This is a genomic window from Bremerella sp. JC817 (assembly GCF_040718835.1).
In the GTDB taxonomy this organism is placed as follows: Bacteria; Planctomycetota; Planctomycetia; order Pirellulales; family Pirellulaceae; genus Bremerella.
The window spans coordinates 78,650-103,757 of the sequence record NZ_JBFEFG010000280.1 but is presented as its reverse complement, the minus strand read 5'-3'; the positions used below and the strand labels follow the sequence as shown (position 1 = coordinate 103,757).

General features: G+C 57.1%; 24 protein-coding genes. 14 read left to right on the top strand and 10 right to left on the bottom strand.

Annotation, left to right across the window (positions count from 1 at the left end; all coding sequences use genetic code 11):
- Positions 1-20 precede the first annotated feature (20 nt).
- Positions 21-1,226, top strand: a complete 1,206-nt coding sequence (locus AB1L30_RS18680; RefSeq protein ID WP_367014898.1) for a hypothetical protein — start codon at positions 21-23, stop codon at positions 1,224-1,226.
- Between the two features lie 75 nt (positions 1,227-1,301).
- Complete coding sequence (locus tag AB1L30_RS18675; protein WP_367014897.1) at positions 1,302-2,366, top strand: DUF6268 family outer membrane beta-barrel protein; 1,065 nt, start codon at positions 1,302-1,304, stop codon at positions 2,364-2,366.
- Between the two features lie 16 nt (positions 2,367-2,382).
- Here the strand turns inward: AB1L30_RS18675 and AB1L30_RS18670 are convergent, their stop codons facing one another.
- The 5 genes from AB1L30_RS18670 to panB all read right to left on the bottom strand — a co-directional run bounded on the left by AB1L30_RS18670 (position 2,383) and on the right by panB (position 7,967).
- Positions 2,383-2,850 (bottom strand): DUF4112 domain-containing protein, encoded by a 468-nt coding sequence (locus tag AB1L30_RS18670; RefSeq protein ID WP_367014896.1) that lies wholly within the window; start codon positions 2,848-2,850, stop codon positions 2,383-2,385.
- 193 nt (positions 2,851-3,043) lie between these two features.
- Positions 3,044-3,955, bottom strand: coding sequence for a hypothetical protein (locus tag AB1L30_RS18665; protein ID WP_367014895.1), 912 nt, complete (start codon positions 3,953-3,955; stop codon positions 3,044-3,046).
- A 6-nt stretch (positions 3,956-3,961) separates the two neighbouring features.
- Positions 3,962-4,912 (bottom strand): YceI family protein, encoded by a 951-nt coding sequence (locus AB1L30_RS18660; RefSeq protein WP_367014894.1) that lies wholly within the window; start codon positions 4,910-4,912, stop codon positions 3,962-3,964.
- Between the two features lie 110 nt (positions 4,913-5,022).
- A complete protein-coding gene (locus AB1L30_RS18655) occupies positions 5,023-7,098 on the bottom strand; it encodes a thioredoxin domain-containing protein (RefSeq protein ID WP_367014893.1) in 2,076 nt (691 codons plus the stop codon).
- 59 nt (positions 7,099-7,157) lie between these two features.
- Positions 7,158-7,967, bottom strand: a complete 810-nt coding sequence (panB, locus tag AB1L30_RS18650) for a 3-methyl-2-oxobutanoate hydroxymethyltransferase (RefSeq protein ID WP_367014892.1) — start codon at positions 7,965-7,967, stop codon at positions 7,158-7,160.
- A gap of 283 nt (positions 7,968-8,250) precedes the next feature.
- Here panB and AB1L30_RS18645 point away from each other — a divergent pair, with 283 nt between their 5' ends.
- The 5 genes from AB1L30_RS18645 to AB1L30_RS18625 all read left to right on the top strand — a co-directional run bounded on the left by AB1L30_RS18645 (position 8,251) and on the right by AB1L30_RS18625 (position 13,824).
- Positions 8,251-9,060: a hypothetical protein gene (locus tag AB1L30_RS18645; RefSeq protein ID WP_367014891.1), complete on the top strand. Its 810-nt coding sequence runs from the start codon at positions 8,251-8,253 to the stop codon at positions 9,058-9,060.
- Between the two features lie 185 nt (positions 9,061-9,245).
- Positions 9,246-9,812 (top strand): DUF6438 domain-containing protein, encoded by a 567-nt coding sequence (locus AB1L30_RS18640; protein WP_367014890.1) that lies wholly within the window; start codon positions 9,246-9,248, stop codon positions 9,810-9,812.
- Between the two features lie 140 nt (positions 9,813-9,952).
- Positions 9,953-10,516, top strand: a complete 564-nt coding sequence (locus AB1L30_RS18635) for a hypothetical protein (RefSeq protein ID WP_367014889.1) — start codon at positions 9,953-9,955, stop codon at positions 10,514-10,516.
- Positions 10,517-10,719: 203 nt separating this feature from the next.
- Positions 10,720-12,228, top strand: coding sequence for an arylsulfatase (locus AB1L30_RS18630; protein WP_367014888.1), 1,509 nt, complete (start codon positions 10,720-10,722; stop codon positions 12,226-12,228).
- A 75-nt stretch (positions 12,229-12,303) separates the two neighbouring features.
- A complete protein-coding gene (locus AB1L30_RS18625; protein ID WP_367014887.1) occupies positions 12,304-13,824 on the top strand; it encodes an RtcB family protein in 1,521 nt (506 codons plus the stop codon).
- Between the two features lie 75 nt (positions 13,825-13,899).
- On the opposite strand, the gene AB1L30_RS18620 is transcribed toward AB1L30_RS18625, so the two are convergent.
- Positions 13,900-15,273, bottom strand: coding sequence for a Gfo/Idh/MocA family oxidoreductase (locus tag AB1L30_RS18620; RefSeq protein WP_367014886.1), 1,374 nt, complete (start codon positions 15,271-15,273; stop codon positions 13,900-13,902).
- A gap of 821 nt (positions 15,274-16,094) precedes the next feature.
- On the opposite strand from AB1L30_RS18620, the gene AB1L30_RS18615 reads away from it, so the two are divergent.
- Both AB1L30_RS18615 and AB1L30_RS18610 read left to right on the top strand, forming a co-directional pair.
- Entirely contained in the window at positions 16,095-17,057 is a 963-nt protein-coding gene (locus tag AB1L30_RS18615) for a DUF1559 domain-containing protein (protein WP_367014885.1), read from the top strand.
- A 39-nt stretch (positions 17,058-17,096) separates the two neighbouring features.
- Complete coding sequence (locus AB1L30_RS18610) at positions 17,097-17,519, top strand: hypothetical protein (protein WP_367014884.1); 423 nt, start codon at positions 17,097-17,099, stop codon at positions 17,517-17,519.
- Between the two features lie 101 nt (positions 17,520-17,620).
- Here AB1L30_RS18610 and AB1L30_RS18605 read toward each other — a convergent pair whose 3' ends face one another.
- On the bottom strand, positions 17,621-18,385 hold the full coding sequence (locus AB1L30_RS18605) for a rhamnogalacturonan acetylesterase (RefSeq protein ID WP_367014883.1): 765 nt from the start codon (positions 18,383-18,385) through the stop codon (positions 17,621-17,623).
- Positions 18,386-18,545: 160 nt separating this feature from the next.
- Here AB1L30_RS18605 and AB1L30_RS18600 point away from each other — a divergent pair, with 160 nt between their 5' ends.
- A complete protein-coding gene (locus AB1L30_RS18600; RefSeq protein ID WP_367014882.1) occupies positions 18,546-18,926 on the top strand; it encodes a YciI family protein in 381 nt (126 codons plus the stop codon).
- 32 nt (positions 18,927-18,958) lie between these two features.
- Positions 18,959-19,927 (top strand): SGNH/GDSL hydrolase family protein, encoded by a 969-nt coding sequence (locus tag AB1L30_RS18595; protein ID WP_367014881.1) that lies wholly within the window; start codon positions 18,959-18,961, stop codon positions 19,925-19,927.
- Here the strand turns inward: AB1L30_RS18595 and AB1L30_RS18590 are convergent.
- Both AB1L30_RS18590 and hpt read right to left on the bottom strand, forming a co-directional pair.
- Entirely contained in the window at positions 19,924-21,105 is a 1,182-nt protein-coding gene (locus AB1L30_RS18590) for a glycosyltransferase family 4 protein (RefSeq protein WP_367014880.1), read from the bottom strand. The two genes, AB1L30_RS18595 and AB1L30_RS18590, sit on opposite strands and share 4 nt — an antisense overlap.
- On the bottom strand, positions 21,102-21,632 hold the full coding sequence (gene hpt, locus AB1L30_RS18585; protein ID WP_367014879.1) for a hypoxanthine phosphoribosyltransferase: 531 nt from the start codon (positions 21,630-21,632) through the stop codon (positions 21,102-21,104). Before hpt ends, AB1L30_RS18590 begins: the two co-directional genes overlap by 4 nt.
- Positions 21,633-21,750: 118 nt before the next feature.
- On the opposite strand from hpt, the gene AB1L30_RS18580 reads away from it, so the two are divergent.
- Positions 21,751-22,668: a metallophosphoesterase gene (locus AB1L30_RS18580; RefSeq protein ID WP_367014878.1), complete on the top strand. Its 918-nt coding sequence runs from the start codon at positions 21,751-21,753 to the stop codon at positions 22,666-22,668.
- 16 nt (positions 22,669-22,684) lie between these two features.
- Here AB1L30_RS18580 and AB1L30_RS18575 read toward each other — a convergent pair whose 3' ends face one another.
- Positions 22,685-22,945: a DUF4190 domain-containing protein gene (locus AB1L30_RS18575; RefSeq protein WP_367014877.1), complete on the bottom strand. Its 261-nt coding sequence runs from the start codon at positions 22,943-22,945 to the stop codon at positions 22,685-22,687.
- Positions 22,946-23,100: 155 nt separating this feature from the next.
- Here AB1L30_RS18575 and AB1L30_RS18570 point away from each other — a divergent pair, with 155 nt between their 5' ends.
- Together AB1L30_RS18570 and AB1L30_RS18565 are read left to right on the top strand one after the other, a co-directional pair.
- On the top strand, positions 23,101-23,862 hold the full coding sequence (locus AB1L30_RS18570) for an alpha/beta hydrolase-fold protein (RefSeq protein WP_367014876.1): 762 nt from the start codon (positions 23,101-23,103) through the stop codon (positions 23,860-23,862).
- A gap of 30 nt (positions 23,863-23,892) precedes the next feature.
- Positions 23,893-24,978, top strand: a complete 1,086-nt coding sequence (locus AB1L30_RS18565; protein ID WP_367014875.1) for a glycosyltransferase — start codon at positions 23,893-23,895, stop codon at positions 24,976-24,978.
- Positions 24,979-25,108: the final 130 nt, after the last annotated feature.

Sequence of the window (25,108 nt, the reverse complement as noted above, 5' to 3'; positions counted from 1 at the left end):
CGGGGGACTTGAGCGTCATCGTGAAAAAAATTTCTCATCAGCCGTTATTCCGTATCTTAAGCTGCTTGTTGCTAGCACTGAGCGTGTTCGTAACCGAGCAGTCTGCCGATGCGCAAACAACCGTGGCCCCTGCCCCGGTGACTGGTTCTTCAGCCGGAGCTTCAATCTCTGGCTGGGATCCCTACTCAACGGCACCTCAGTACGGATCTTATGGGCAAGCGGCGCCGACCTATAGCGCCCCGACCTACGCAGCTCCACCGACTTCGAGCTATCCACCGCCGAGTAGTTTCCCACCGGCTCCTTCTGCGCCACCGCCGAGTTTTTCGACGGGCCCCAACTCGCTTTATCCGCAGCAGCCGCAGCCGCTTTATCAGCCGGCTCAGCCATTCGCTTACAACCAGCAGGATTTTCAGATCCCGTATGAACGCTTCATGGAAAACCTGGCGTTCAAGACGACCTTCCTGCCAAAGTTGAGCAACGACCCGGACACGCTGCAGATCCAGGACTTCGAGACCTCGGTCACGGCGTTGTTCCCGAACTTCCTGTTCAGCGAGCATCCGCTGCTGGTGACTCCGGCGTTCGTGCTGCACTTATGGGATGGTCCGTCGACCGGCGTGCAAGACTTGCCTGCGAATGCTTACAGTGCCTACTTGGACCTGGCCTGGAATCCAGAACTGACGCCGCGACTGTATGCGGAACTCGGATTCCGCGTGGGTGTGTATACCGACTTCGAGACGATCAATTCGGACAGCCTTCGACTGCAAGGCTTGGGTGTCGGTAATATTCGTCTGACACCGACGATGACCTTGAAGGCAGGTGCGGTCTATCTCGACCGTATGGATACCAAGATTTTGCCTGTGCTCGGGCTGTTGTGGGAACCAGATAGTCTGACGCGATTCGACATTACCTTCCCCTACCCTCGCCTGTCGAAATACTGGACGACGGTTGGCGATCGAAAGGTGTGGTGGTATGTCGGTGGCGAATATGGTGGCGGCAGTTGGACCATTCATCGGTACGACTTCCCCACGATGGACGACGTTTCGGATCAGATCGACATCAACGACTACCGCGTCTTCGTCGGTCTGGAGGCGACCCATCCGAATCGCCTGCGGGCCTATGCCGAAATCGGCTACGTCTGGGATCGAAACATTCTGTATCGATCGCCGACGGTTCCGAACCTGAAAGTTGACGACACCTTGATGATCCGGGCCGGGTTCAATTTCTAGGACGAGTCTTTGAAGCTACCAGCAATCTTCGCGACGTGTTGGCTTGTGGTGTGCACATTGCTACTGGGCAATGGCGTGCACGAAGCTCGCGCGCAAATGCAGCCTTGGGCTCAGCGAGATTTCGGGAAGTTCGGCAACGATTCGTTCCAGCCTATTCAGCGGATTCCCCCCACGGAAGTCTTTCCGAACAACTATCCGCTTTCGCAGTTCGAGAGCAATCCTGCTTTGAGCAATCCGGATGGGCCGGCATATCGTCTGGCAGAGAATCCGCCCGAGCTGAGCACCTTGTCCGACGATGTCGAAAAGCAAGATGCATTGTTTCTAACCGAAGATGAAGTCTTCACCTCGCGACCAAAGCTAAGCCCAGCGAAGAACGGCATTCTGCAGTCATTGACGATCCAAAGCACCTGGATTGCTGGCAGTGGCGACAACATTGGGATGACTGAAGTGAGTGGCAGTGCCACGCTCGGCTTTCCGGCCCCGACTCGCGAATCGCCGCTGTTGTTAACGCCGGGCTATGGCATGTACTTTCTGGTCGGACCTGACTCGATCCAGGCCCCGGCTACGTTGTACCAGGCTTACCTCACCACGCGTTGGATGTCGCAGCTTTCGCCCAAGTGGGGAACCGTACTCTCGGTTACGCCGGGTGTATATAGCGACTTCAAGCGAACCGATGGCGACGCGTTCCGAGTCAGCGGAATGGCACTGCTCTCGTACCAATGGACTGATACGGTTCAGTTCCTGCTGGGTGTGGTGTACTTGAACCGAGAAGACTATTCGGTTCTGCCTGCCGTCGGTTTAATTTGGACGCCCGACGACGATCACCGATTGGAACTCACTTTCCCTCGGCCTCGTTACATGCAGCTGTTCAACTACGGCGACGGGCACGAAGACTGGTGGTATGTCTCGGGGGAGTTCGGTGGCGGTACCTGGAGCGTCGAACATCCAATCGGCCAGAACGACGACTTGACCCTCAGCGACTACCGCGTGCTGATTGGCATGGAGCGGAAGTCGGACGGGGGTGGCAAGTCGTTCGTCGAGATCGGATATGTGTTCGGGCGAAAGCTCGAATACAAGTACGATCCTGCCACGCTCGATATGAGCGACACCATCATGCTTCGCAGTGGATGGTGGTACTAGGCAGCGAATTCGCGGCCTAGATCTTCTTACGCTTCTGCTGCTTCTCAAGTTCTTTCTCGAGCAGCTTCATGTTCCGGCGATTGGCTCGCCAGGTCACGTCTATCAGGTCACCGACCAGCGGAACCAGACCTACCAGGAAGTCGACCAGCACGTTGCCGACCATCTTCACCAAGGTCCAGCGACTCGCACCGAGTCGATAGGCTTCCCACAGGAAGTAGGCCGAAACGGCAGTGGTCGCCGTATCACCGACGAATGGGATCAAACCGATGACGGCATCCCAACCGAGCGTGATCTTGGTACCTGGCACGGTCACGGCGTCGTCGAACAGCTTGGCGATCGTTCGCAGTCGAGCAACGAGTTTCTCGCGATCGTCGCTGGTGAGCGAGGATTGAACCTTCTTCCCGGCCTTGCCAACTTCGTCGGGATATTGCGGACGACGTGGCATGAGCCGAGACGTATTGGGAGATAAATAGCGAATACTCATGGCTTTTCACCGATTCAAAAGGGGGCTGCACGAAAGAGTGCAGAAGAATCAGAAGCAATCGCTATACCAGCACGGCCGAATGTGGCCGAATGAATTGTGGCGAAAGAACATAAATCGCCTCGCTTCAATAGGTTGCAACGGTCTATGGCTGCCATTGATTGCCGCTGGGTGGCTGGCAACCAACGGGTTCAGATCACTCAGGCATTGTTGCGAGAACTGCCAAGGTGATGGCAACCAGCGATGGTATTGCTGCCACCAGAACAACGCAGGTGCCACGGGCAAACCCAGATATTTTGCCAGGCAAAAGTGTGGCAAAGGCAACCGATAACAGAGGTCCCATCATCGGCAGCCAATAGCTGACCAGAGGGACATCGCTGAACGAATTGACGTGGGCGATCAGAAGGATCCCGCCCAGGTAGGTCGTTAAAGTCAGGCCCAGGCCCCCCAGCAGGCCTCGCCGCATCAGCATACCGCCAATTACCAGACCGAGCGAACCGCTAAAGGTAAGCCCTGCGATCTGGGCGAAACGAAGGCTTTCGGAAAGTGCCACGACAATCGCTACCGCTAAGCAAGTTCCCAACCAGACGATCGCGAACGACCAGCGACCTCGATCGGGGGCCCATTCGGTCGTGCATGCCAACAGCCAGACCCCGGCGCACCAGCACGTCAGGTATACGGGGTACGAAGGAGAAAGATCGTCCCAGGTCGGCATCAACATATAGCCGACGCCACCGACGACCCCAGCGTAGGCCAAAGGCAAAAGGCCGAACCTAACGACGGCATATCGTTGAAAGAACCCAACCAGCGTCGCCACCACGGCGGCAATCAAAACGCCGAGCGGTAGCCATTCGTAATGGGCCTTGGGAACCAGCGGCCCCAGCTCAAGTTGAAAGTAGCCGATCGCTGCGGCGGCAATCAGCGGGATGGCGGTTTCCAGCGGAAGCGCGGATGGAGCAATCGTTGACGTTGAAGGCTCTTCGGACGTTTCGATTGAGGGAGCAGCCTCGAACCGAGAGACAACCCACGACAGTACAAAACGAAGCCCGGTCGCCGCCAGAAGCGGGACGACCAGGCTCCAAATCAGATCATTCGACGAGAAAGGCATCGTGGTTTACTTACCAACCTTGATCGTCATGGTGACATCTTTGTGAACTTTGTCCGGGCTATAGTTCATGCCGAACTCGGTACGATCGATCACGAACTCAGCGGTCAGGTTCACTTCCTTACCGATGGTCACCACCGCTGGGAAAGTGATCGACTTCGTTTCGCCGAGCAGTGTCAGGTCGCCGGTGACGTTGAATTTGCCATCATCGCCTGCTTCAATCTTCTTCGAAACGAACTTCGCCTCAGGGTGCTGACGAACGTCGAAGAAGTCGGGGCTCTTCAAGTGGTTGGTCAGCTTCTCAAATTCGGTTTCGATCGAAGCAGTTTCGATCGTGACCGAGACTTCCGAAAGCTTGCCGTCCGCGGCTTTGGCGGTGCCACTCAGCTTGCCGAACTTGCCGGTCCGAGGATCTGGTTTGTCGCCGACGTGGGTACCGACAAACTGAACCAGGGTGTTTTCCGGAGTCAAAGCCGTTTCCACCGGGCCGGTCGCTTCGGTCGAAACGGTCTCAGTTGGCTCTGGCTTCTTCATCTCGGCGCCTGCTTCAGGAGCTGGCTTTTCATCCAACAGGCCTTCGACGGCATCGGCTGGCGTTGGCTGAGCAGCCGCAGCTGGATCGACTTCTTCCGTCTTGGCTTCTTCTTTCGGAGCTTCCGCCGGTGGAGCGGGCTCGGCCTTCGGTTCTTCCTTTGGCGGTTCCATCGGGGCGGCTTCTTCGGCCGGCTTGGTCATCTCTTCCTTCGGAGCTTCTTCCGCAGGCTTTGCTGTTTCCTCAGCAGGAGCTGCAGGCTCTTCGGCCGGCTTCACGTCTTCTGCCGGAGGAGGCATGGTTTCATTGGAAACTGCTGGAGCAGCCGTTTCGTTGCTGCCGGTCTTGCCGGGATTGGTCTTGCCTTCAGGTGGCTTGCAGCCCAGGCAGGCAATCGAAAGTACCAGTAATAAACCCATTAAACGCATTGTCTCATCCTCCGTCGTTGCTGTGGTGTCGAGAAGCGAGGTGGGGGACCTCGCGGGTGTGTTCCATTCGCTGCGGGGTGGTGGAGCAAAGGATTCCGCTCCATACAGCATTAAACCATAGGTCCCGCTTCGTTTCCATTCGTCGTTAAGTCTGACAAATACTGCGATGCGGCGATCGGAGCGTTGCAGTGGAAGTTCTCACAGACATAGACCTGGGCTGCGTCATCAAGCAGCTTTTTGCCTGCCTTCAGCAAGTTCAGCAACGGACTTTCTGGCTCATCCTCGAGAGCAATGGCGACAAGTACCGTCGGGTCATAGATTTTTGCCAATTGTCGGACGAGTGGTTCAATCTCGGCACGATCGTTCGCCGCGATCACGACTTCGCGCGAATCACATTCCAGGTAGTGGTGGGCAATCAGCAGTTGGCCAGCCGCGAACGGATGTTTCTGCAAGACATCGGCCCCAGCGGCAATCGTTTCGTTGGCCAGCGCCAGATACGATTCGTTGCCGAGCAGTCGTCCAAGTTTTGCCAACACGAGGGCTGCCACGCCATTGCCGCTGGGGACGCTGTGATCGTAAAAGTCTTTGTTGCGGGAAATCAACGCTTCGTGATCGTCGGCCGTATAGAAGAAGCCACCCTGGTCGTCGTCGTAGAAATGCTCGATGGCCTGATCCACGAGTGACTTGCACTCGACCAGCCACTGCTCGTCGAAGGTCGCTTCATACAGGGCGAACATCGCCGAAGCGAGGTAGGTGTAGTCGTCCAGATACGCGGCCAGTTTGGCTTTGCCATGGCGATAGGTGTGCAGCAGGCGGCCAGCTTCGTTTCGCATATCTTGCAAGACGAAGCGAGCCGCCTTTTCAGCGGCGGCGATGTAGGTTGGTTCGGCGAGGGCAGCTCCGGCGCCAGCCATCGCCTCGATCATCAGGCCATTCCAACTGGCGAGAATCTTGTCGTCCTTGCCTGGGCGAACACGGTCACACCGAGCATGGAACAATACTTCCTTGCCGCGATTCATTTCGTCACGCAGTTCTTCCTCGGAAGTTTCCAGCAGCCGGGCATACTCAGCTAGTGGCTTCTTCAGTCGCGGAATGCTGTGCCCCTCGAAGTTGCCAGACTCGGTGATATCGTAGACCTGGCAGAACCGATCGGCGATTACCGGATCGCCCAGCAGTTGATGCACCTCCGCTGGAGTCCAGACGTAGAACTTGCCTTCCTCCCCTTCGCTGTCGGCATCTTCCGTGCTGTGGAAACCGCCCCGTTCGTCGGTCATGTCGCGCAGGATGTAGTCGCACGATTCGCGGATGACGCGAGCATAGTTCGGGTTGCCAGTCAGGCGATAGGCATCGACGTAGTTGCCAACCAGCAGGGCGTTGTCGTACAGCATCTTCTCGAAGTGCGGAACAAGCCAGAACTCGTCGACGCTGTAGCGAGCGAACCCGCCACCAAGATGATCGTAGATGCCGCCCATCGACATCTTGTCGAGCGTTGTCGTGACCATCGGCAAGACCGAGTCGTCTTGCGATTGATCGTAATAACGCAGGATCAAGTCGACGTTCATCGTATGCGGAAACTTCGGAGCCGATCCGAAGCCGCCATGCGTTGCGTCGAACGATTGTCGCATCTGATCGATCGCCAACAGGATGCGACCTGGGGCGATCTCGGACGATTCGCTGGTGCCGGCTCCGATCATTTGCAAACGCTCGGTCAGAATGCCGGACTGCTCCAAGACTTTGTCCTGGCGGTTCACCCATGCATCGACCACCGCCTTCAAAACCTGGTCGAAGCCAGGCATGCCGCGACCGGCAGTCGGCGGCCAATAAGTTCCGCCAAAGAATGGCTTGAGCTCGCACGTCAGGAAGACCGACATCGGCCAGCCGCCATGCCCCGTCAGAAGCTGCACGGCGTTCATGTAAATCTGGTCGAGGTCAGGTCGTTCTTCTCGATCGACCTTGATGCTGACGAAGTGCTCGTTCAGGTAGTCGGCGATCTCTTGGGACTCGAAACTTTCGTGCTCCATCACGTGGCACCAGTGGCAGGCCGAGTAGCCGATCGAAAGAAAGATCGGCTTGTTCTCTTGCTTGGCCTTTGCCAGGGCTTCTTCTCCCCACGGATACCAGGCGACAGGATTGTTGGCGTGTTGCAGGAGGTAAGGGCTCGTTTCTTCGGCGAGTCGATTCGGCATCGTTCGAAATTCCTTTCACGCGATCGTTCGCCGCGCGGATAGTGGGGCGCGGGTTCGTTCTAGCGGAACGAATGAGACGGAGCAGGGAACTCGCCTGATTGGACTTCTTCGCAGTATTGGCGAACGGCGTCGGTGATTGTTTCGCGAATGTTAGCGTACTGCTTCACAAATTTTGGCACGTGGCCTTCCGTTAGTCCCAGCATATCATTGAGCACCAGGACTTGCCCGTCGCATTCTTTGCCGGCGCCGATTCCGATGGTCGGGATATCGATCATCTTGGTGATCTCGGCGGCGTCGGTCTGCGGAATGCATTCCAGCACGATGCTGAACGCACCGGCATCCGCCGCGGCCCGAGCATCGTTGAAGAGACGGTCTTGATCGCGTTGGACTTTGTAGCCACCCATCTGATGCACCAACTGCGGACGCAAGCCAATGTGGGCCATCACCGGAATCCCGGCGTTCACCAGGCCTGAGATCACCTCCGCCTGATCGGCTCCCCCTTCCAGCTTGACCGCCTGGGCGCCGGTCTCTTTGAGGATCCGGCCTGCGTTGCGGATCGCTTCGTGCACCCCTAAAAGGTTCGACGGAAATGGCATATCGACGATGACCAATGCGTTACGAACGGCTCGGGTCACCATTTCGGCATGATAGATCATCTCGTCCAGGGTCACCGGAATGGTCGAATCGTGCCCTTGAACGACCATCGACAGGGTATCGCCCACCAGGATGGCATCGACTCCAGCTTGATCGACCAGACTGGCCATCGGATAGTCGTAAGCTGTTAGTACGGTTAGCTTTTTGCCTTCTGCTTTCCGTGCGACGAACTGGGGAACGGTGAGACGCGATTTGCCTCGGGGGGGCGTGGACATTTGCCTGGGCCTTCTTCATTGCAAGTTTCGAACCTGTCAGCACTTATTTTCGCGAGTGCACTTCCGGGCGGCAACCGCTGCCAACGGGGAGCCTCGTGAAATTTCCTGACAGACATGCTTTGGTTTAGGCGAGTTCGGCACGCAACTCGCGGTTGAAAGCCCAGTTTCCTTGTGGGTTGGGGGCGGTTCGAATTGATTGGCAAATTCGCCATGAAGCCGTTATTCTGAACGATCAACTCCCTCTCCGCGCTTATCTCCCCCTCCGGAACCAGGCAGGATTCTCATGCTTCACCCGATTGTTCGACTCTGTTCGTCTGTCTCGCTTTGCCTTGCGGTAGCCTTCGTGGCGTCGTCCGCTTCGGCTCAGAACCCCAACCAGCCGCCGCAGCAGGGAATGCCCAACTTCCAAGGGAAGCCAGGCCAGAAGCAAGAGAAACTGAACCTGACCGGAACCTTGACTGCCGCTCAAGCCCCGCTGATCAAGGTGAAGCCGGAAAAGGGAAACACCGAGTGGACGATCCGCGTTGAATCGAAGCCGGACGAAATCATCGTCCGAGGTGAAGCCGAGAAAGAATGGGTCCGCCCTGGCATGTTCGTCATGTTTCAGGCCACCCTCGACAAGAAAGGTTTCGGCCAAGAAGCCGTGAGCGAAGTAAGCGTTTTCACCCCTACCCCGCAGATCGAGCTGGGCGTGACCAACTCGTCGCTGCCAACGCTGACCGAACAAAGCTCGGAAGCGAGCGATGAAGAAGTCTCGAAGTACACCGTCGTCGGACGCCTCAGTGGCGTGGCCCGAGATGGCAAGTGGAGCGTGACCGCAGGTCGAGCCAAGGTGACAGTTGAAGTCGCGGAAGATGCCAAGGTCTCGGTCGAACTGCCAGACCCACGGTTGATTCGCATTGGCGACACCGTGAAAGGTACCGTCATGTACTACAACGAAGGCGCGGGCATCTTGAAGGGCCAGGTCGAAATCGAAGCCTCCCAGCCATTCGCTGCTCCCGAAGATCCCAAGAAGGCTCGCCGCAATCGCCGCGAACGTGACGACGACGGTCCCGCCAAGCCCGAGGAAGCGAAGAGCATCTTTGACATGTAGTCGATCGCTCGGCGAACGAATTCAATCCAAGAGGAGGCTTCGCGGCCTCCTCTTTTGCTGCGCGAAACAAGAAACCATCCACCATCGCGGATCGTCAGACTGGTACGCCACCCGACCAGAGTGGTTGTCTGGCAGACAGTTCCCTCACCGCGAGCGTTTTTCCGATGGTTCAACAATCAACTTGGATGTTTCGAGCCGGAGTGGTTCTGGCAGTTGGCATCTTCGTGGTGGCGATCTTTCAAGTAGCGTATTGGTTCGGTCCCTTCGGCATAGTTTCGACCCACCCGGGTTCTTCTCCACGGATCGTACGTACTTCACCGCGGTACGATGGCGTGAAGATCGAGCCATCGCCGGCTACCTCGTTTCGGTTCGTGGAGTGTGGCGAAGGAATGGTCATCAACGACGTGACGATCTTCTTGGACGGCACGGTGGTTTACTCCGGCGTCTTTCTCGTCAATGGTCCCAATCCACAGCCCACCACCAAAGCAAAACTCACTCCCGAAGAGGTCCAGGCGTTTTGCGATCTGTTGAACGAGATCGAGTTCATCAATCTGCCTGACAGTTACAGCACCGATGTCGTTTGCGGGACATCGATCTACTGCACGCTGCAAATCGGAACCATTCGCAAGGAAGTTGCGTGCGACAACCTCTTTCCTGACGAGGTCATGAAGATCACGCAGTTTCTGGAAGCGAAAGTACTGCCCAAGGTACAACCTCCTGGTGTACCTCTAACCGGCAGCACGATTCTGTAGAAGTCGATTGTTTCCCCCGCCGGTGGCGAAACTCGTTGCGATGCCGCGCAAGGTGCTTTATCTTTTGTCTGTCAGAAGAATCGAGACCGATTGATTCTGGCTGGTATCCTCTTCGCGCGCTGTTCAGGTTTGTCCTCGTGATGAAAACTGCCCTTCTTTCCTCCAATTGTCCTTTCGCCATCGTGCTATGGACCACCTTGCTGGTCGTCGGCTGCAGCGATCCCGCTCAGCAATCGCAAGAGGTCGTGGTGGGCTCGCATCTGTTGATCTCGCATCCGGTTTCGCAGGCCAGCGAAGCCGAGTTGTTCAAAGGAGAGCCAGTGACCATCGAGCCGAGCGAGGAGTTCTATTTAGAGTACGCCTTGGGAAGCGGCGACGATGGTTACGACATCTTGAAGGTGCATGGCGATGGTGCGTCACTTTATACCTATTGGGACAAGGGAGCCGAGAAACTTCGCCAGGCGAAAGAAGAGTTCACCTTGGATCCCGATCAGGTGAAAGCGATCTGCGACAAGATCAACCAGTCGCAAATTGTCACGCTGGGTGACGAGTATCTGGCCGACGTTCCTTCCGGCAAGCAGATCGCGTTGACAATCGTATCAGGCGACTACGAAAAAGAAGTCTACTGCGACAGCCACTTTCCACCGCCGGTCGTTGAACTGGCCAATTATCTAGAGGTGAGCGTGATTCCGAAGAAGGAATAACGCACACGCATCGCGGGAAATCTTGACCGCGCTCGGCGACTTCGCCACTTTCAACTGGAAACGGACCTCGATTGCAGAGACAATCGAGAACGTCACACGCAGCAGGAATGCTTTCTAGCTGCACGTGCTGACGCGCGGTTTCCCCTCTCGATCGAATCGATCACGCCCACCTGATCATGCCCTCCCCGAAAGGTGTTTGCATCATGCGAACGAACTGGTTGTTGTTAACCTTGCTTGGATTGTGCTGTGTCCCTGGCCTTGCATCGGCCGACGAAGCGAAGCAGCCGAACATCATTCTGATCATGTGCGACGACATGGGGTTCTCGGACGTCGGAGCGTATGGCGGAGAGATCGATACGCCCAACATCGATCGCCTGGCGAACGAAGGGATGCGATTCCGAACCTTCTACAATAATGCCAAGTGCGAACACACACGTGCCTCGCTGTTGACGGGGCATTGGTGGCATCACGTGGGGGCCTCGGCCAATGTGGTTTACTCGGCTCCGACCTTTGGCGAGATGATGCGCGACGTGGCCGGCTATCGCACCTTAATGGTCGGCAAATGGCACGCGGGGCAAACACCGTACAAGCTAGGCTTCGATCGTTACTACGGTCTGACTGATGGGTGCTGTAACTTCTGGAACCCTGGGCATGCTCGCGAAGATGAACCTGAGCCGGCCAAGAAGAAGGTGCGTCGCTGGGCGATCGACGATCAAGAGTTCCTGCCTTACACGCCGGAAGACAAAGACTTCTACACCACCGATGCGTTCACCGACTATGCGGTGGAATACCTGGAGACGTACAAGGAAGAGACGAAGCCGTTTCTGCTGTATGTCGCTTATACCGCACCACATTATCCGATGCACGCCAGTGAAGAAGACATCGCTAAGTATCGCGGCAAGTACGGAGAGATCGGCTGGGACAAGCTGCGTGAGCAACGCTTCGCCCAACAGCAGAAGCTCGGCGTGTTGCCGCCGAACGCGACCCTTTCGCCCCGCGATCCAGGCCTCCCTGGCTGGGACGAGATTCCCGAGGCAGACCGTGATTGGTGGGATCTGCGTATGGCAACGTATGCCGCGATGATCGATCGCATGGACCGCAACATTGGTCGAATTCTGAAGAAGCTCGACGATGTCGGCAAAGCGGACAACACGGTCATCTTCTTTCTTTCGGACAACGGTGCCTGCGAAGATTCTTCGGATCGCTCGACCGTCAAGCGTTCGATGCCGTGGGAAGTGACCAGCTACTTGACCCAGGGACGCAACTGGGCGAACGCCTCGAATACGCCCTACCGCAAGTACAAGACGACCGATTACGAGGGTGGCACACGCACGCCGATGATTGCCTGGGCACCGGGACGTATTTCGCCAGGCAGCTTCACCGATCAGGCCGGTCACCTGGTCGACTTCCTGCCAACGATGCTCGACCTGGCTGGCGCCGATATCGAGCACGACCTGCCCGGGGTTTCGCTTGTCGATGCCTTGCAAGGGAAAGTTTTGCCGCGACCTGGGCCGATCTATTGGCAGTTCGGCAAAGCCCAAGCGATCCGCAATGGCAATTGGAAGTTGGTGAAGTACGGAAAGACCGATTGGGAGCTGTACGATCTGGCAAGCGACCCCACCGAGCTGAATGACCTGGCAGCCACGCAGCCGAAGAAGGTCCAAGAGCTTAACGCCCAGTGGCAAGCATGGTGGAAAGACAAGGGAAAATAATCGCAACGCCAGAACCTTTCGTAGCAGGCGGTGTCTGACCAGCCAAACGCTTTCTGCAAAGGATTCAGGTGATGCATGGCTTTCGGTAATTTGGTTCGGCGCGATGCCAATTGTCTCGAACTGCTGCGTTCGGATAAAATCCCCGTCACGGTATTTGCGAACGAGCAAGTCCCGATCGAACCCGTTGCGGTGGCGGAACTTCAGTCGATGCTTGAAGTTCAAGCAACCGCGACGGCAATGTACCAGGCCTGCCCGGATCAGTTTCATGCCGAGCCGCATCTGCAGAAAGTCGCCGTCACGCCAGACTTTCACAAGGCAAGTGGCATCCCGGTCGGCACGGTGCTGCAGACCGAAGGCTTCGTCATTCCTCAGGCGATTGGCAACGACATCAACTGCGGCATGCGGTTGCATCTGACTGACCTCTCGGTCGACAAAGTTGAATCACACGCCGACAGCCTGGAGACCACGTTTCGCGAAATGTACTTCGAGGCAGGTCGACGGATTCCGATGCAGTGGCAGCACCGGGAGTCGCTGCTGCTCGATGGGATTCGTGGCCTGTTTGATACGGTCGATCCAAGATTCGACGGCGGTCTCTGGAGCTACTTCCATCGAACCGATCGGCAACAAACGCTGGCGAGGATCGATCGAGCAGGCAGTTTGCCAGCGGCGAAGATCGTGGGGCTCGAGAGCTACTTAGGGGAGCCAGACCGTGTGCATCGTGATAGCCAGATTGGTTCGATTGGCGGTGGGAATCACTTTGTCGAGATTCAGCGTGTCGAGCGGATTATCGAGCCGCAGATCGCGCATGCCTGGGGACTTCGGCCAGGGCAAGTGACCGTGATGGTGCACACGGGGAGCGTGTCGATCGGCTACGCCAGCGGCAGCCACTACCGTAGTCAGCTTCGGACGCACTACCCTTCTTCGCTGCCGCATCCCGCGAATGAGATCTACGTGTTGCCGCTCGCTTCGCCGCAGGAAGGGGTGTTCTGGGATGCGATGCACAACGCCGCCAACTTCGCCTTCGCCAATCGGATGTTCCTGGGGTTGATGGCCTGGGCGAGTCTCGAAAAGGTCTTAGGGGAAATCACCTTTCCGCTGTTGTACGATGCCCCGCATAACATGATCTGGCCCGAGCAGCGTGACGGCCGCACGGTCTACGTGCATCGGAAGGGAGCTTGCCCGGCCCGCGGTTTCGAGCAGATGGAAGCGACGCCGTTCGCATACTACGGCGAACCAGTGTTGGTGCCTGGTTCGATGGGAGCGAGCAGTTATGTCCTGGCTGGTAACGGGCTAGAGAATGCCATCCACAGCGCTGCCCATGGAGCCGGCCGCCAGATTTCACGTGGTGCTTCGATGAAGAAGTATGACCGCGAGTTCGATGAATTCATGAAGGCGTTTCGCGTGGTGACTCCGGTCGACTTTCGCCGCCAAGAGATCGCCCGACGTCGTGATATTGTCGCCAAGAAGCTGGCCGATCTACGGCAAGAGGCCCCGTTTGCCTACAAAGGGATTGGCCCGGTGATTGAAACGATTGAGAGCGGCGGCCTGGCCCGGCCGGTTGCGGAACTGCGGCCGATTATGACCATCAAAGGGTAACGCTGACTTCACGAAGAAAGCCACCGGCGACAACCGGTGGCTTTTGGTAGTTTGCTTGGGAATGAATCCACAGGCTTAACCCATCTGGATTTCGTAGCCCTTGCGGCTTTCTCGCGACAGGAACGAGTTGGCCTGATCGTCGCCAACGACTTCGCGCTTGTCGGCGTCCCAGTTGAGTGGGCGGCCCAGACGCATGGCGATGTTCGACAGATGGCAAACTTCGAGCATACGGTTGTGTGACCAAACGTCCGAGACTGGCTGCTTACGGGAATCCATGCATTCGATGAAGTTCACGCTGTGGTTGGCAGGAACCTTGCCACCGTAGACCAGTTCGATCGCGTCGTCGGCGAGCGGCTTTTCCTTCAGGTCTTCAACCGGCTTCCCAACGATCTTGCCACGATTCACGAAGAAGCGACCTTCCGTACCTTCGAACAGGATGCCGTTGTCACCTTCGCTGGTGATGATCATTTCGACATCGTTTGGCATGTCGGCCTGGATCTTGAACTTGGTGGCCACGTTGTAGCGATCGTGGACGACTGGGTTGCCGTCTTTGTATTCGCAGGCCAGTTCGTATTCCAGAGGCGTGACCTTGCTTGGGCCGCTGTCGGAAGCGCCCAGCGCCCAGCAGGCGATGTCGACGTGGTGAGCACCCCAGTCGGTCAACTTACCACCCGAGTATTCGTGCCAGTTACGGAACGAGTAGTGACCATTGCTATAGAGCGGAACACCGCCGCCGTATCCCTTGCGCATTTCTGGCAACGCGCGGTAGTCGACCTTCTCGGCTGGGCCGAGCCAGAAATCCCAGTCCAAGCCGGAAGGAACTTCCGCAACCGGAATCTCTGGTGAACCGGTCATGCCGTTGATTCCGCAGGTCACCTTCTGAACCTTGCCGATGCGGCCGTCGCGGATCATGGCGATCGCTTGCAGGAAGCGGCTGTCGCATTCGCTCCGCTGCATGGTACCGACCTGGAAGACCTTGCCGGTTTCCTTGACGACCTTTTCGATCAGCTTGCCTTCAGCGATGGTCAGCGTCAGTGGCTTTTCGCAATAGACGTCTTTACCGGCGTACATCGCTTCGATGGCGATCTTGGTGTGCCAGTGATCTGGCGTGGCGATCATGACGGCGTCGATGTCGTTGCGATCGAGAACCTTGCGGTAATCTTTGTACGAGTCAGGCTTCTTACCCTGCTTCTTTTCGACCTTGGCGACGTTGTCCTCCAGGATTCCGGCATCGACGTCGGCCAGGGCAACGAAGTCGGCGAAAGGAATCGTCTTCGAGGTGATCGTCCAGCCTTGATTACGCAGACCGATCGTGGCGAACTTGGGGCGGTCGTTGGCATTCTGGAAGCCGAACGCACGTTGCGACGATGGGATGATGACGGTGGCGGCACCAACAGCGGCCATGCCCTGCAGGAACCGACGTCGAGAACTATGGCGAGAGTTTGACATGAGCTAGGAATTCCTTTGAGGAAGGAAGCATCAGGAAGTGCTTCACGAATAGGGTGGGTGGGGTGAAGTGCCAGGCGGGAAGGTATCAGACGCACACCAGGAGAGACCAAATGGCTTCCCGTAAGCAGTTCATTCTAGTCAGATATAGATGTTCAATTATATCAAAAATCGGCAGCGGAGGGCACTTTCCGGGGGTAGGTAACCGGCGAACCTAAGGCCACGCTATTTGATTTGCATGGAAGAAAAGGTTTGTAAGCACTCGCCATCGCCGCTTTGTTTTTGGCCTGGAATTTGACCCCAGACGAGCACAATTTCCGATTTAAATTCTGGCCGTTCATCGACTAAGGCTATGGGGGCAGCGATTGGAGACTGGTTTCATTCGCTTTGAAGTTGATTGCGCGAGCAAGCTTCGAGCATGAACGGGCGTGACAGCGATATTCGTCACTAGTGATGCGTTTTATCGTTAGATTTTTGGCGAGACACTCCACTAGGTGGACACGCTATCGCCTGAAAATAAAACGCAAAAAGGTTTTAAAAGGGCAAAAATATCACTTTCGCTCTGCTGGGGTAGTTTGATATCCTCCAAGTAATTCTGGCCAGCTTGCGCTCCGTTTGGGGTGCGGTTGAATTAGAAATTCCTTATCTCAACTCATTTGGTCCCTGTTCGAGCCCGACTTTCTGCCTGAGCTCTTCTGGCGGTTAATCTCCCCCAACCGCGACTAAGGCAGTGATTGTGGCTCTTGGCTACCGGTATGTCTGCACTTGTGGCAACTGGCCGTTAGCAAACCTCCTCATTCCTTTTCTTAACTTGGGAGATCGTGATGAAAATGCGCTTCGTGCGATCGGGTTTTACGTTGGTGGAACTGCTGGTGGTGATCGCCATCATCGGTGTATTAATTGCCTTGCTCTTGCCGGCCGTGCAGCAAGCCCGAGAGGCAGCTCGTCGGATGCAATGCACCAACAATCTGAAACAGTTGGGGTTGGCTCTTCACAACCACCACGACACCTACGGCCAGTTTCCACCTGGCTACAAATTTCCGTCTGGCTTCACCGACGGCGATCCGACTTGGGGCTGGGGAGCATTCATCCTTCCGTTCATTGAACAAGTGACTGTCTACGATGCCTTGGATCCACAGAACCAGACCTTGGCAACGGCCATCGCCGATACCGCCAACGATCTGAAGGTTTTGCAGACGCCGCTGAGCGCGTTCCGCTGCCCAACCGATACCGGTCCAAAACTGAATGACCAGCGTAAGCTCGATGATCAGGCAACCGCCGTGTCGAACTACCTCGGCTCGAACTCAAGCGACCTGGCTTGCCGTAACGATGGCATCCCCGGCACTAACTACGGCGCGGACGGCATCTTCTGGGAAAACAGCGAGTGCCGTTTCAAAGACATTACCGATGGAACCTCGAACACGGTTGCCATTGGCGAACGCTGCTGGCAGATGAATCGCAAGAATGGCACTGGCAAGGCAAATTACTACGCTGGCAACATCTATGGTGTGGAAGGTCGACTGGTGACCGGTGGTAGCCCGATCAGCACGTTGACGCTGTACTCGGTCGTGGGTGGCACGGTTCGTGCCCTCAACTACGCCCGCAACGATGCCTACGAAAGCTCGTCTTACAGCAGCTTGCATCCTGGTGGCGTACAGTTCGTCTTCTGCGACGGCAGCGTGCAGTTTATCCCGGACACGGTTCAGTTCGATGCGGACAACACGCCAGACACGGTCCTGGAGTTGCTCGTCTCGCGAAACGATGGCCAGCCGGTCACGCTTCCTTAACCATTCGCCAGACTTTTATCAATGATCAGGATAGAACCGATGCAAATGTTTCGTAACTTCACAGGCATCGCCGCCGGTGCGTCATGCCTGGCGTTGACCGTCATGCTATTTGCCAGCGGCTGTGGCATGGGAGGCTCACTCGACGCGAAAGAGGCCCCCGTCAAGCAGTTTGTCGAAGGCAAAGGGGGAATGGTTGAAGTCGAGAACTCGCATATTGTGACCGTCTGGCTGGAAGGTGCCGGGCTGCAGAATAGTGATCTCGATCAATTCGTCTCGCTGCCAGAACTGAAGCACCTTCACTTGAATTACAACGGTGATCTGACGAACGAAGTGTTCGCCACCGCGGAAAAGATGCCGAAGCTGGAAACGCTGGAACTGACCGAAACCAAGATCACCAATGGTGCCGCCGATAAGTTCCGCGATACCCATCCTCAGATGTCGGTTTCCGGGCCTGGGGCTTAGCCGTCAGCAAATGTTCGGGGACGAACCTGGTTCGGACCCAACCGAAAAGACCGGAGAGTTGGCCAGCCGTGGCTGCTCTCCGGTTTTTTTATGCCGCGACATTACTTTGCCTGGCGATAGATTTCGATCGCTTCTGCTTCCGATGGCAGGTCGTCGCGAATCAGCGGCTTGGTCTCAGGCAACACCTTCGCCAGTTCGGCGGCGACCAGCGTTCCAAACAATTGGCTGCCGACCGCATTGAAGTGCGTGATGTCTTCCTTGCCGTTCGGGCCGGGCGGCTGCATCTTGATGCAGGCCTCTTGGCCTAGCTCTTCGTAGACGCGGATCGAGATCTGGTGCAGATCGATCAGCGGAACGTTCTTCTCCTTCGCAACGGCTCGCGTTCCTTCGGCGTAGCCTCCCAGGATCGATTCAATCCGTTTCCCATCGGCATCCCAGAAACGTCGCGAAACCGACGTGACTAAGATCGGCTGGGCGCCGGCGGCTTTAGCCTCGTCGACATAGCGGGCCATGTTCTCGCGGAAGGTTGTCTTCGGATCGGTTTCACGCTTGGGGCCTTTGCCCGGCTGGTCGTTGTGCCCGAACTGAATGATCACGTAGGTCGGCTCGGCGCCAATCACGTTTTTCCAGCGGCCTTCGTCGCGAAAGCTCTTGCTACTGCGGCCCCCCATCGCCAGGTTGACGCACGTGGCGTTGTCGCTGAGGGACTTCGCAAAACCAACGCCCCACCCTGCCCCGTCGGTCACGGTCGAGTCGCCCGCGAGAACAATCTTGGGTTTGGCGGTGTCGTCCGCCGCGAGCAGCAGCGAAGTGAAGGTAAGCAAGACAGCGGCGGCCAAAGCGGTGAGTTGGGGCATTCGAGGCATGGCGATTCTCGCAATCCAAGGAATCGATCGAGGTTAGGTGATGGGTTACTTCTAGTGTAACTCGTGATCGCACGTATCGCTGGGGGCTATTCCTTGTAGCAGGCCGATACGTCGAATTACAATCACACTTGCACCAGAAGTGGATTAGGCGAACTCAGCCATGCCACTGCGGATCGGAAACGAGAACGAGAACAACATGAAATACATGCTGCTAGTTTATGGCGCCGAATCGAGTTGGACTTCCGACGAACGGGAAGATTGCATGCGCACGAGCATGGGCATCTGCGATGAATTGGTTCAAGAAGGAAAGCTGATCATCTCGGCTCCGCTTCAATCGGTGACAACCGCCAAGAGCATCCGCGTTCGCGAAGGCCAGCAGCTTGTCACCACGGGGCCTTTCGCGGAAACGACCGAGCAACTGGGGGGCTTCTATTTGCTGGATGTCGAAACGGAAGAAGAAGCGATCGCAATTGCTTCGCGGATCCCGCCTGCCCGAAAGGGAACGGTCGAACTGCGTCCGCTGGAAGACCTACCGCAGTAGGTCACACAATTAACGGAAATAGCTGGGCAACGATGAAGTTCAACAAGATCCGTCTGGCAGTTCTCGCCGCGACCGGTTTGCTGGTGGTGGCGGGTGCGCTGTTCTACGTGCAGTACTTCATGCTCCGTCCGATTGGCAGCGGCCCAGCGGGGCCTTTGGTGCCGTCGGCTCCGTTCGACAATGTCTGGTCCGAGCAGAAGGTCTTGCTGCTCGGCATTGGCGACAGCATCACGGCGGGGCTCGGAGCTGATTCGGGCGATCGCAGCTACTTCAATCGGCTGTGGAAAAACCCGGAAGGCGAATATGTCGACATGCATGACAAGTCGCTTTCGGTCGTTCTGCCGAACATCACAACCGAGAACCTCGCGGTCTCCGGCTCGACATCTGAAGATCATATGCGGACGATCGAGCAGCGCCTGCCCGAACATCCCGACGACGTTTTCGGCCTGGTGGTGATGACCACTGGCGGAAACGACTTGATTCATAGCTATGGTCGTCGACCGCCACGCGAGTGTGCGATGTACGGGGCAACGCTGGCCCAGGCCGAGCCCTGGATCGAAGCGTTTCGTGAACGTCTCGGAGCGATGCTCGATAAGATCGACGCGGCTTTCCCGGGCGGATGCGAGATCTACCTGGCCGACATTTACGATCCGACCGATGGAGTAGGAGATCCCGCGAGCGTATTTCTGCCCGACTGGCCCGACGCGTTAGCGATTCACTCACGCTACAACGAGGCGATCCTCGAAGCGATTGACGCTCGCGAGAATGTGCATCATGTGCCCCTCCACGCGGCCTTTCTGGGGCATGGCTCGCATTGCCGGCAGTTCTGGCGATCGACCTACGTGGCCGACGATCCGTATTACTGGTTCTACGAGAACATCGAAGACCCGAACGATCGCGGCTACGATGCGATCCGGCGTTTGTTTCTGAACGAGATCGTCGAGCACTCGCAGCTTCAGCCGGTCTCGTCGCAATCGAAGGTCGAAAGCTCGCAGGATTAAGCGAACTGCTTTTGTTCTCTTAACGAGCGAAAGAGCGAGACGTGATCTTCGGCGGTTCGCGTGAGGCTGAAATGATCGATCACTCGTTTACGCGCCGCGCTGCCGAGTGCCTGGGAAAGTTGCTGATCTTCCAGGATCCGGATCAATGCGTCGGCCAAGGCTTGCACGTCGTCGACCGGAAAGGTCAGGCCTGTTTCTTCGGGCTCGATCAGAATTCGGTTGCCAGGGATATCGCTCACCACGCAAGGCAAGTTGGCGGCCATCGCTTCCAGCAGAGCGATCGACATCCCTTCGTGCAGGGAGGGAAGCACAAAGGCGTCGGCGGCGGCCAGCACATCTTCCACCGTATCAAAAGCCCCAGGCAGAATGATGCGGCTCTGTAGCCCCATCGCGCCAATCATCGCCGCGAGTTCGCTTTCCTGCGGGCCTTCGCCGATCAGCCATAACCGAGCCGCTGGAAACCGCTGCAGAACCTGGGGCCACGCACGGACCAGTTTGGCCAGCCCTTTGCCCGGGTGTAACCTTCCGGTGAACGCTACCAACGGAGCCGACTCGGCCAGGGTCATGATCGGATTCGCCGCACCGAGAGCAGCTCGGGCATGGCGACGATCTTCCGCCGTGCGCAGGGGGCCGACCCTCACGCCATTGGGAATGAAGCGAATCCGCTCTCGCTCGAACCCGGCCGAGAGCATCTCGTCGAAGATCTGCTGGCTCGGCGCGATGAAGGCATCGGCCTCCTGGCAATAGCGACGAATCCGCAGGCCAAAGTTGGCGGTGTCGTGGAACGCACAATCGCCAGTGTCGCCGGAACCTTCGGCACGCAGCACGACCGGCACTTTGCTGCCGGCCAACCGAGAGGTCGCCACCACGGCGCTATGCTTTAGCATCGAGACGTAGACGCCGTCGAGTTCGTGTTGTTGGGTCCTAAGCCAACGGCCGAGCGACATCATATAGCACACCGTTCCCCAGCCCCGGACCGAGGGGTTGGGCAAACGAACGACCGGAATGCCACGGTGCGAAATCTGCTTCGGCCAATCGGGATGCCACTGGGCGGTGAGAACCTGAACGTGGTGCCCCTGACGGGTCAGCTCTTCCGCCATGTTAGCCATCACCATTTCGGCACCGCCGACCAATGGCCAAAATCGGCGAGTGACAAGAGCCAGTCGGAGAGGGGTCATGCGTGCGCGGCGATCTCGTGTTCTTCCAGGACAGCAACGAATGGCAGATTGCGATACAGATCTTGGTAATCCAAACCGTAACCGACCACAAATTGATTGGGAATCGTAAACCCAATAAAGTCAGGCTGAAGATCGACTTCATGGCGATCCGGCTTCGAGAGCAGCACCAGCGAGCGAACCGAACGGGCCCCATTTGCTTTGATGCTGGTCAGCACTCGGTCCAGCGTGCGACCGGTGTCGAAAATGTCGTCCACCACCAGTACGTCCTGGTCGGCCACATTGGGCATCATGTCGAGATTCAGTGCCAGTTCGCCCGAAGAGGTCGCCGTACCACGATAGCTGCGGGCCTGCATCACGCCCACCTTCAAAGGCATCTCGAGATGACGGATCAAGTCAGCCATCAGCACCAGGCTGCCCGTCATCACGCCCAGGACCGTCAGTGGCCGGTCTCCGTACGTTTCGCGCAGTTCGTCAGAAAGTTCAGCGACCCGGGCCGCCAGCTTGTTGGGAGGAATCAGAATCTGCAACGGTACTTCCTGGGATGGTCCTGGGGGAGCATTTCTTCGTTGGAATCGCCATTGTAAGCTGGCCCTGAGAAAATCTGTAGAACCCGCGCGAATTGCTTTGCTGCCTCGAGGAAATGCAATGTACGACCTGATCGGAGATATCCACGGCCACGCCCAGCCCCTGATGGCCTTGCTCGATAAACTTGGCTATCGGCAGCAGGATGGAGTTTATCAGCATCTCGAGCGGAAGGTAATTTTTCTCGGTGATTTCGTCGATCGCGGCCCGCAGATTCGCGAAGTGCTGGAAATCGTACGGCCGATGGTCCAGACCGGAGCAGCCTTAGCGGTGATGGGCAACCACGAGCTCAACACGCTCGCCTTCCACCTGCCGCACCCTGATCGCCCAGGCGAATACGTCCGCCAGCATACCCCCAAGAACGAGAAGCAGTGCCAGCAGACGTTGCAGCAGTTGAGCGACAGTCAACTTGCCGATGCCCTGGATTGGTTCCGCACGCTGCCGTTGTGGCTCGATCTGGAAGGGGTGCGGGCGGTGCATGCCTGCTGGGACCGGGTAGAAATCGACCATCTACAGGAGGCGTTTGCCAGGGAAAGCCAGCTCACCGATCGCCTGATTCAAGCGGCATGTCTGCCGGATGGCGAGTTGTTTCATCCGGTGGAAGTGGTGCTGAAGGGAAAAGAGATGGTGCTGCCGGAAGGAATCCAGTTCGCCGACAAAGATGGCAATGTACGGACGAAGACGCGGATGCGTTGGTATCTTTCGCCAGAAGGGCATACCTATGGCAGCTACGCGATGACCGATCCGATTACGTGCGATTTGCCGCTGCCGGCATCGATCGCGGAGAGGGCCAGGCCGTACGAAGCGACCGAGAAACCGGTGTTTGTCGGGCATTATTGGCTAAAAAAAGACACGCCACAGTTGCTTGGCAGCAATGTGGCGTGTCTTGATTACAGCGTAGCGAAAGGCGGCTTTTTGTGTGCCTATCGCTGGAACGGCGAGCAGGTCCTTGGCGACACGAATTTCGTCGTGGCGACCTGATCCCGTCGATTGTGCTTTAGTTGCCGACTGCGGCGACGCCGCCAGCCAGAGCCATCATGGCAACCTGGAAGATGATACCCAAGATCAGCAGCACGCAGCCAACGATACCCAGGATCATACCGACCTGAGTGAGCTGCTTGCCTTCGGGATCCATGCGTCCAGCTTCGATCTCAGCCATGTCCTGCGAGCCCATCCACCATGCGAGTGGCGCGCAGATGCAGCAGAAAAATCCCAAGATACCAAGGACCAGGATGAGAACGCCGCGATGTGGTTTCATGAATGATTTCCTTCGTTAATTCCGTAACGCCTTCGTGGTGATACAATCAATGTTTCTGCTTCAAACACGATCCCTGCCTGGGATATCGGGCAGTATCATACCACTTCCGAAGTAGGAATCCTAGAAAACTTTTTGTTCTGTCATTAAGAAGTTGCATGACCGAGAAACCAACCTTCGGCAACTGGAAAGATGTCGACGTCGACGGCCACGTTTGCGAGGTCTTCGAGCCCCAGAAGCGAAACGAGCACGGGTACGTCGGGATCTATTTACATGGCGTGCATCTGGGGAAGCTTTTCCATAGCCCGGCGTTTGTCGAGTCGCTTGAAGAAGTTGGCTTGCCGGTGGTGGCACCGGTAACCGAGCGAAGCTGGTGGACTGATCGGATCTGTCCCGAGTTCGACGCCGAGCGGACGTCGCAGCAATATCTGCTCGACAGTGTGCTCCCTTTCATCGAGCGTGAATTCGCGGCGAAGGCACCCAAGGTGGCCCTGTTCGGTACCAGTATGGGGGGGCAGGGTTCGCTGCGGTTCGCTTACAAGTTCCCGGATCTGTTTCCGATCGTGGCGGCCGTCAGTCCGGCGATCGACTATCAGAATCGGATGCGGGACGACGACGAAGACAACTTGTGGCAGATGTATGACAGCACCGAGCAGGCCCGTCAGGATACGGCGACGCTTCATATTCATCCGCTGAATTGGCCGAGAAACCAGTTCTTTTGCTGCTGTCCCGAGGACACCTCTTGGTGGGAAAGCTCGGATCGGCTACGAATGAAACTCGCGTCTTTGGGAGTTCCGCATACCTGCGACCTCGAGACGAAGGGGGGCGGCCATGGATACAATTACTACAGCCTGATGGCCCCCAAAATCGTGCAGTTCCTGTGGGAATCGCTAGAGAAAGAACGTCGCCGCGTGGCATAGGAAGTCGCAAACGCACCGATGCAGAAACTCATGCTCATCATCCCGACGCTTGATCGATCGGGAGCCGAGAAACAGCTTACCCTTCTGGCAAAGGGGCTTCCGCGCGACCAGTTCGATGTCTCGGTCTGCTGTCTTACCCGAGGTGGTCCTTACAGCGAAGAACTCTCGGCCGCCGGGATCCCGGTCACCGTAATTGGGAAGAAGCTGAAGATCGACCCGGCCGCATATTACCGACTGAAGAAGCATATTCGAGCGGTTCAGCCCGACATCGTGCACACGTGGCTCTTCGCCGCCAACAGCTACGGCCGCAAGGCTGCCCGGGCCGCGAAGGTTCCGCATATCCTCTGCGGTGAGCGCTGCGTCGATCCATGGAAGATCACCCACGAGCATCTGATCGATCGCTATCTCGATCGATTCACCGATAAGATCGTTTGCAACAGTTCCGGGATTGTCGACTTTTATACCCGCAAGGGACGTCGGGCCGACAAGTTTGTGACGATCGGCAACGGGATCGATTTGATCGATGGCCCGCCGACTCAGAGCAAAGAAGCAATCTGGCAAGACTTGAAGTTGCCCCCGCATGCCAAGATGATGCTGACCGTCGGCCGCCTGTGGCCGCAGAAGCGGATGAAAGATCTGATCTGGGCGACCGAGATCCTCAAGCGAATCCGCGACGACGCCTATCTGGTGATTGTCGGAGATGGTCCCCAGCGAGAGCGACTTCAGCGCTACACCGAACAAGTCACCATTCACGATCGCGTCCGCATCGTCGGGGCGCGGACCGATGTGCCTGACTTGATGAAGCATGCCACGCTCTTCATGCTGGCCAGCGGATACGAAGGACAGTCAAACGCGTTGATGGAAGCGATGGCAACCGGATTGCCGGTCGCGGTGAGTGATATTCCGGGCAACCGCGACCTGGTGAAGCATGACGAAAACGGCTATCTGGTCGGCCTGGGGCAGCGGACTGAGTACTCGCGGTTCGCCAACTTCCTGCTGGAAGACGAAGCTTTGCGGAACCGTTTCGCCGAAGCTGGCCGCAAGACGATCGCCGAGCAGTTCAGTATTCCGCAGATGATCGACCGCCATGTCCGGCTCTATCAAAGCCTGCGTTAGGCTCTAAAGGCCCACGCTCAAACAGCTTACAAGTCGAGCTTTCCCCCTCGCTGGCAGCCGCCCGCCGAACCGCCCTGCCCCGGTTGTTGTCTCTTTCGGGCAGCGGTAGGCTAGTAGGTTTGAATTCTGG

What these genes read in the sequence shown, in the direction of transcription:
- AB1L30_RS18645 (WP_367014891.1), top strand. Translation starts at nt 8,251, where the DNA reads ATGCTTCACCCGATTGTTCGACTCTGTTCGTCTGTCTCGCTTTGCCTT.
- AB1L30_RS18565 (WP_367014875.1), top strand. Translation starts at nt 23,893, where the DNA reads ATGCTCATCATCCCGACGCTTGATCGATCGGGAGCCGAGAAACAGCTT.
- AB1L30_RS18570 (WP_367014876.1), top strand. Translation starts at nt 23,101, where the DNA reads ATGACCGAGAAACCAACCTTCGGCAACTGGAAAGATGTCGACGTCGAC.
- AB1L30_RS18575 (WP_367014877.1), bottom strand. Translation starts at nt 22,945, where the DNA reads ATGAAACCACATCGCGGCGTTCTCATCCTGGTCCTTGGTATCTTGGGA.
- AB1L30_RS18590 (WP_367014880.1), bottom strand. Translation starts at nt 21,105, where the DNA reads ATGACCCCTCTCCGACTGGCTCTTGTCACTCGCCGATTTTGGCCATTG.
- AB1L30_RS18615 (WP_367014885.1), top strand. Translation starts at nt 16,095, where the DNA reads ATGAAAATGCGCTTCGTGCGATCGGGTTTTACGTTGGTGGAACTGCTG.
- AB1L30_RS18595 (WP_367014881.1), top strand. Translation starts at nt 18,959, where the DNA reads ATGAAGTTCAACAAGATCCGTCTGGCAGTTCTCGCCGCGACCGGTTTG.
- AB1L30_RS18600 (WP_367014882.1), top strand. Translation starts at nt 18,546, where the DNA reads ATGCCACTGCGGATCGGAAACGAGAACGAGAACAACATGAAATACATG.
- panB (WP_367014892.1), bottom strand. Translation starts at nt 7,967, where the DNA reads ATGTCCACGCCCCCCCGAGGCAAATCGCGTCTCACCGTTCCCCAGTTC.
- AB1L30_RS18670 (WP_367014896.1), bottom strand. Translation starts at nt 2,850, where the DNA reads ATGAGTATTCGCTATTTATCTCCCAATACGTCTCGGCTCATGCCACGT.
- AB1L30_RS18605 (WP_367014883.1), bottom strand. Translation starts at nt 18,385, where the DNA reads ATGCCTCGAATGCCCCAACTCACCGCTTTGGCCGCCGCTGTCTTGCTT.
- AB1L30_RS18610 (WP_367014884.1), top strand. Translation starts at nt 17,097, where the DNA reads ATGCAAATGTTTCGTAACTTCACAGGCATCGCCGCCGGTGCGTCATGC.
- AB1L30_RS18665 (WP_367014895.1), bottom strand. Translation starts at nt 3,955, where the DNA reads ATGCCTTTCTCGTCGAATGATCTGATTTGGAGCCTGGTCGTCCCGCTT.
- AB1L30_RS18660 (WP_367014894.1), bottom strand. Translation starts at nt 4,912, where the DNA reads ATGCGTTTAATGGGTTTATTACTGGTACTTTCGATTGCCTGCCTGGGC.
- AB1L30_RS18620 (WP_367014886.1), bottom strand. Translation starts at nt 15,273, where the DNA reads ATGTCAAACTCTCGCCATAGTTCTCGACGTCGGTTCCTGCAGGGCATG.
- AB1L30_RS18630 (WP_367014888.1), top strand. Translation starts at nt 10,720, where the DNA reads ATGCGAACGAACTGGTTGTTGTTAACCTTGCTTGGATTGTGCTGTGTC.
- AB1L30_RS18580 (WP_367014878.1), top strand. Translation starts at nt 21,751, where the DNA reads ATGTACGACCTGATCGGAGATATCCACGGCCACGCCCAGCCCCTGATG.
- AB1L30_RS18635 (WP_367014889.1), top strand. Translation starts at nt 9,953, where the DNA reads ATGAAAACTGCCCTTCTTTCCTCCAATTGTCCTTTCGCCATCGTGCTA.
- AB1L30_RS18640 (WP_367014890.1), top strand. Translation starts at nt 9,246, where the DNA reads ATGTTTCGAGCCGGAGTGGTTCTGGCAGTTGGCATCTTCGTGGTGGCG.
- AB1L30_RS18655 (WP_367014893.1), bottom strand. Translation starts at nt 7,098, where the DNA reads ATGCCGAATCGACTCGCCGAAGAAACGAGCCCTTACCTCCTGCAACAC.
- AB1L30_RS18625 (WP_367014887.1), top strand. Translation starts at nt 12,304, where the DNA reads ATGGCTTTCGGTAATTTGGTTCGGCGCGATGCCAATTGTCTCGAACTG.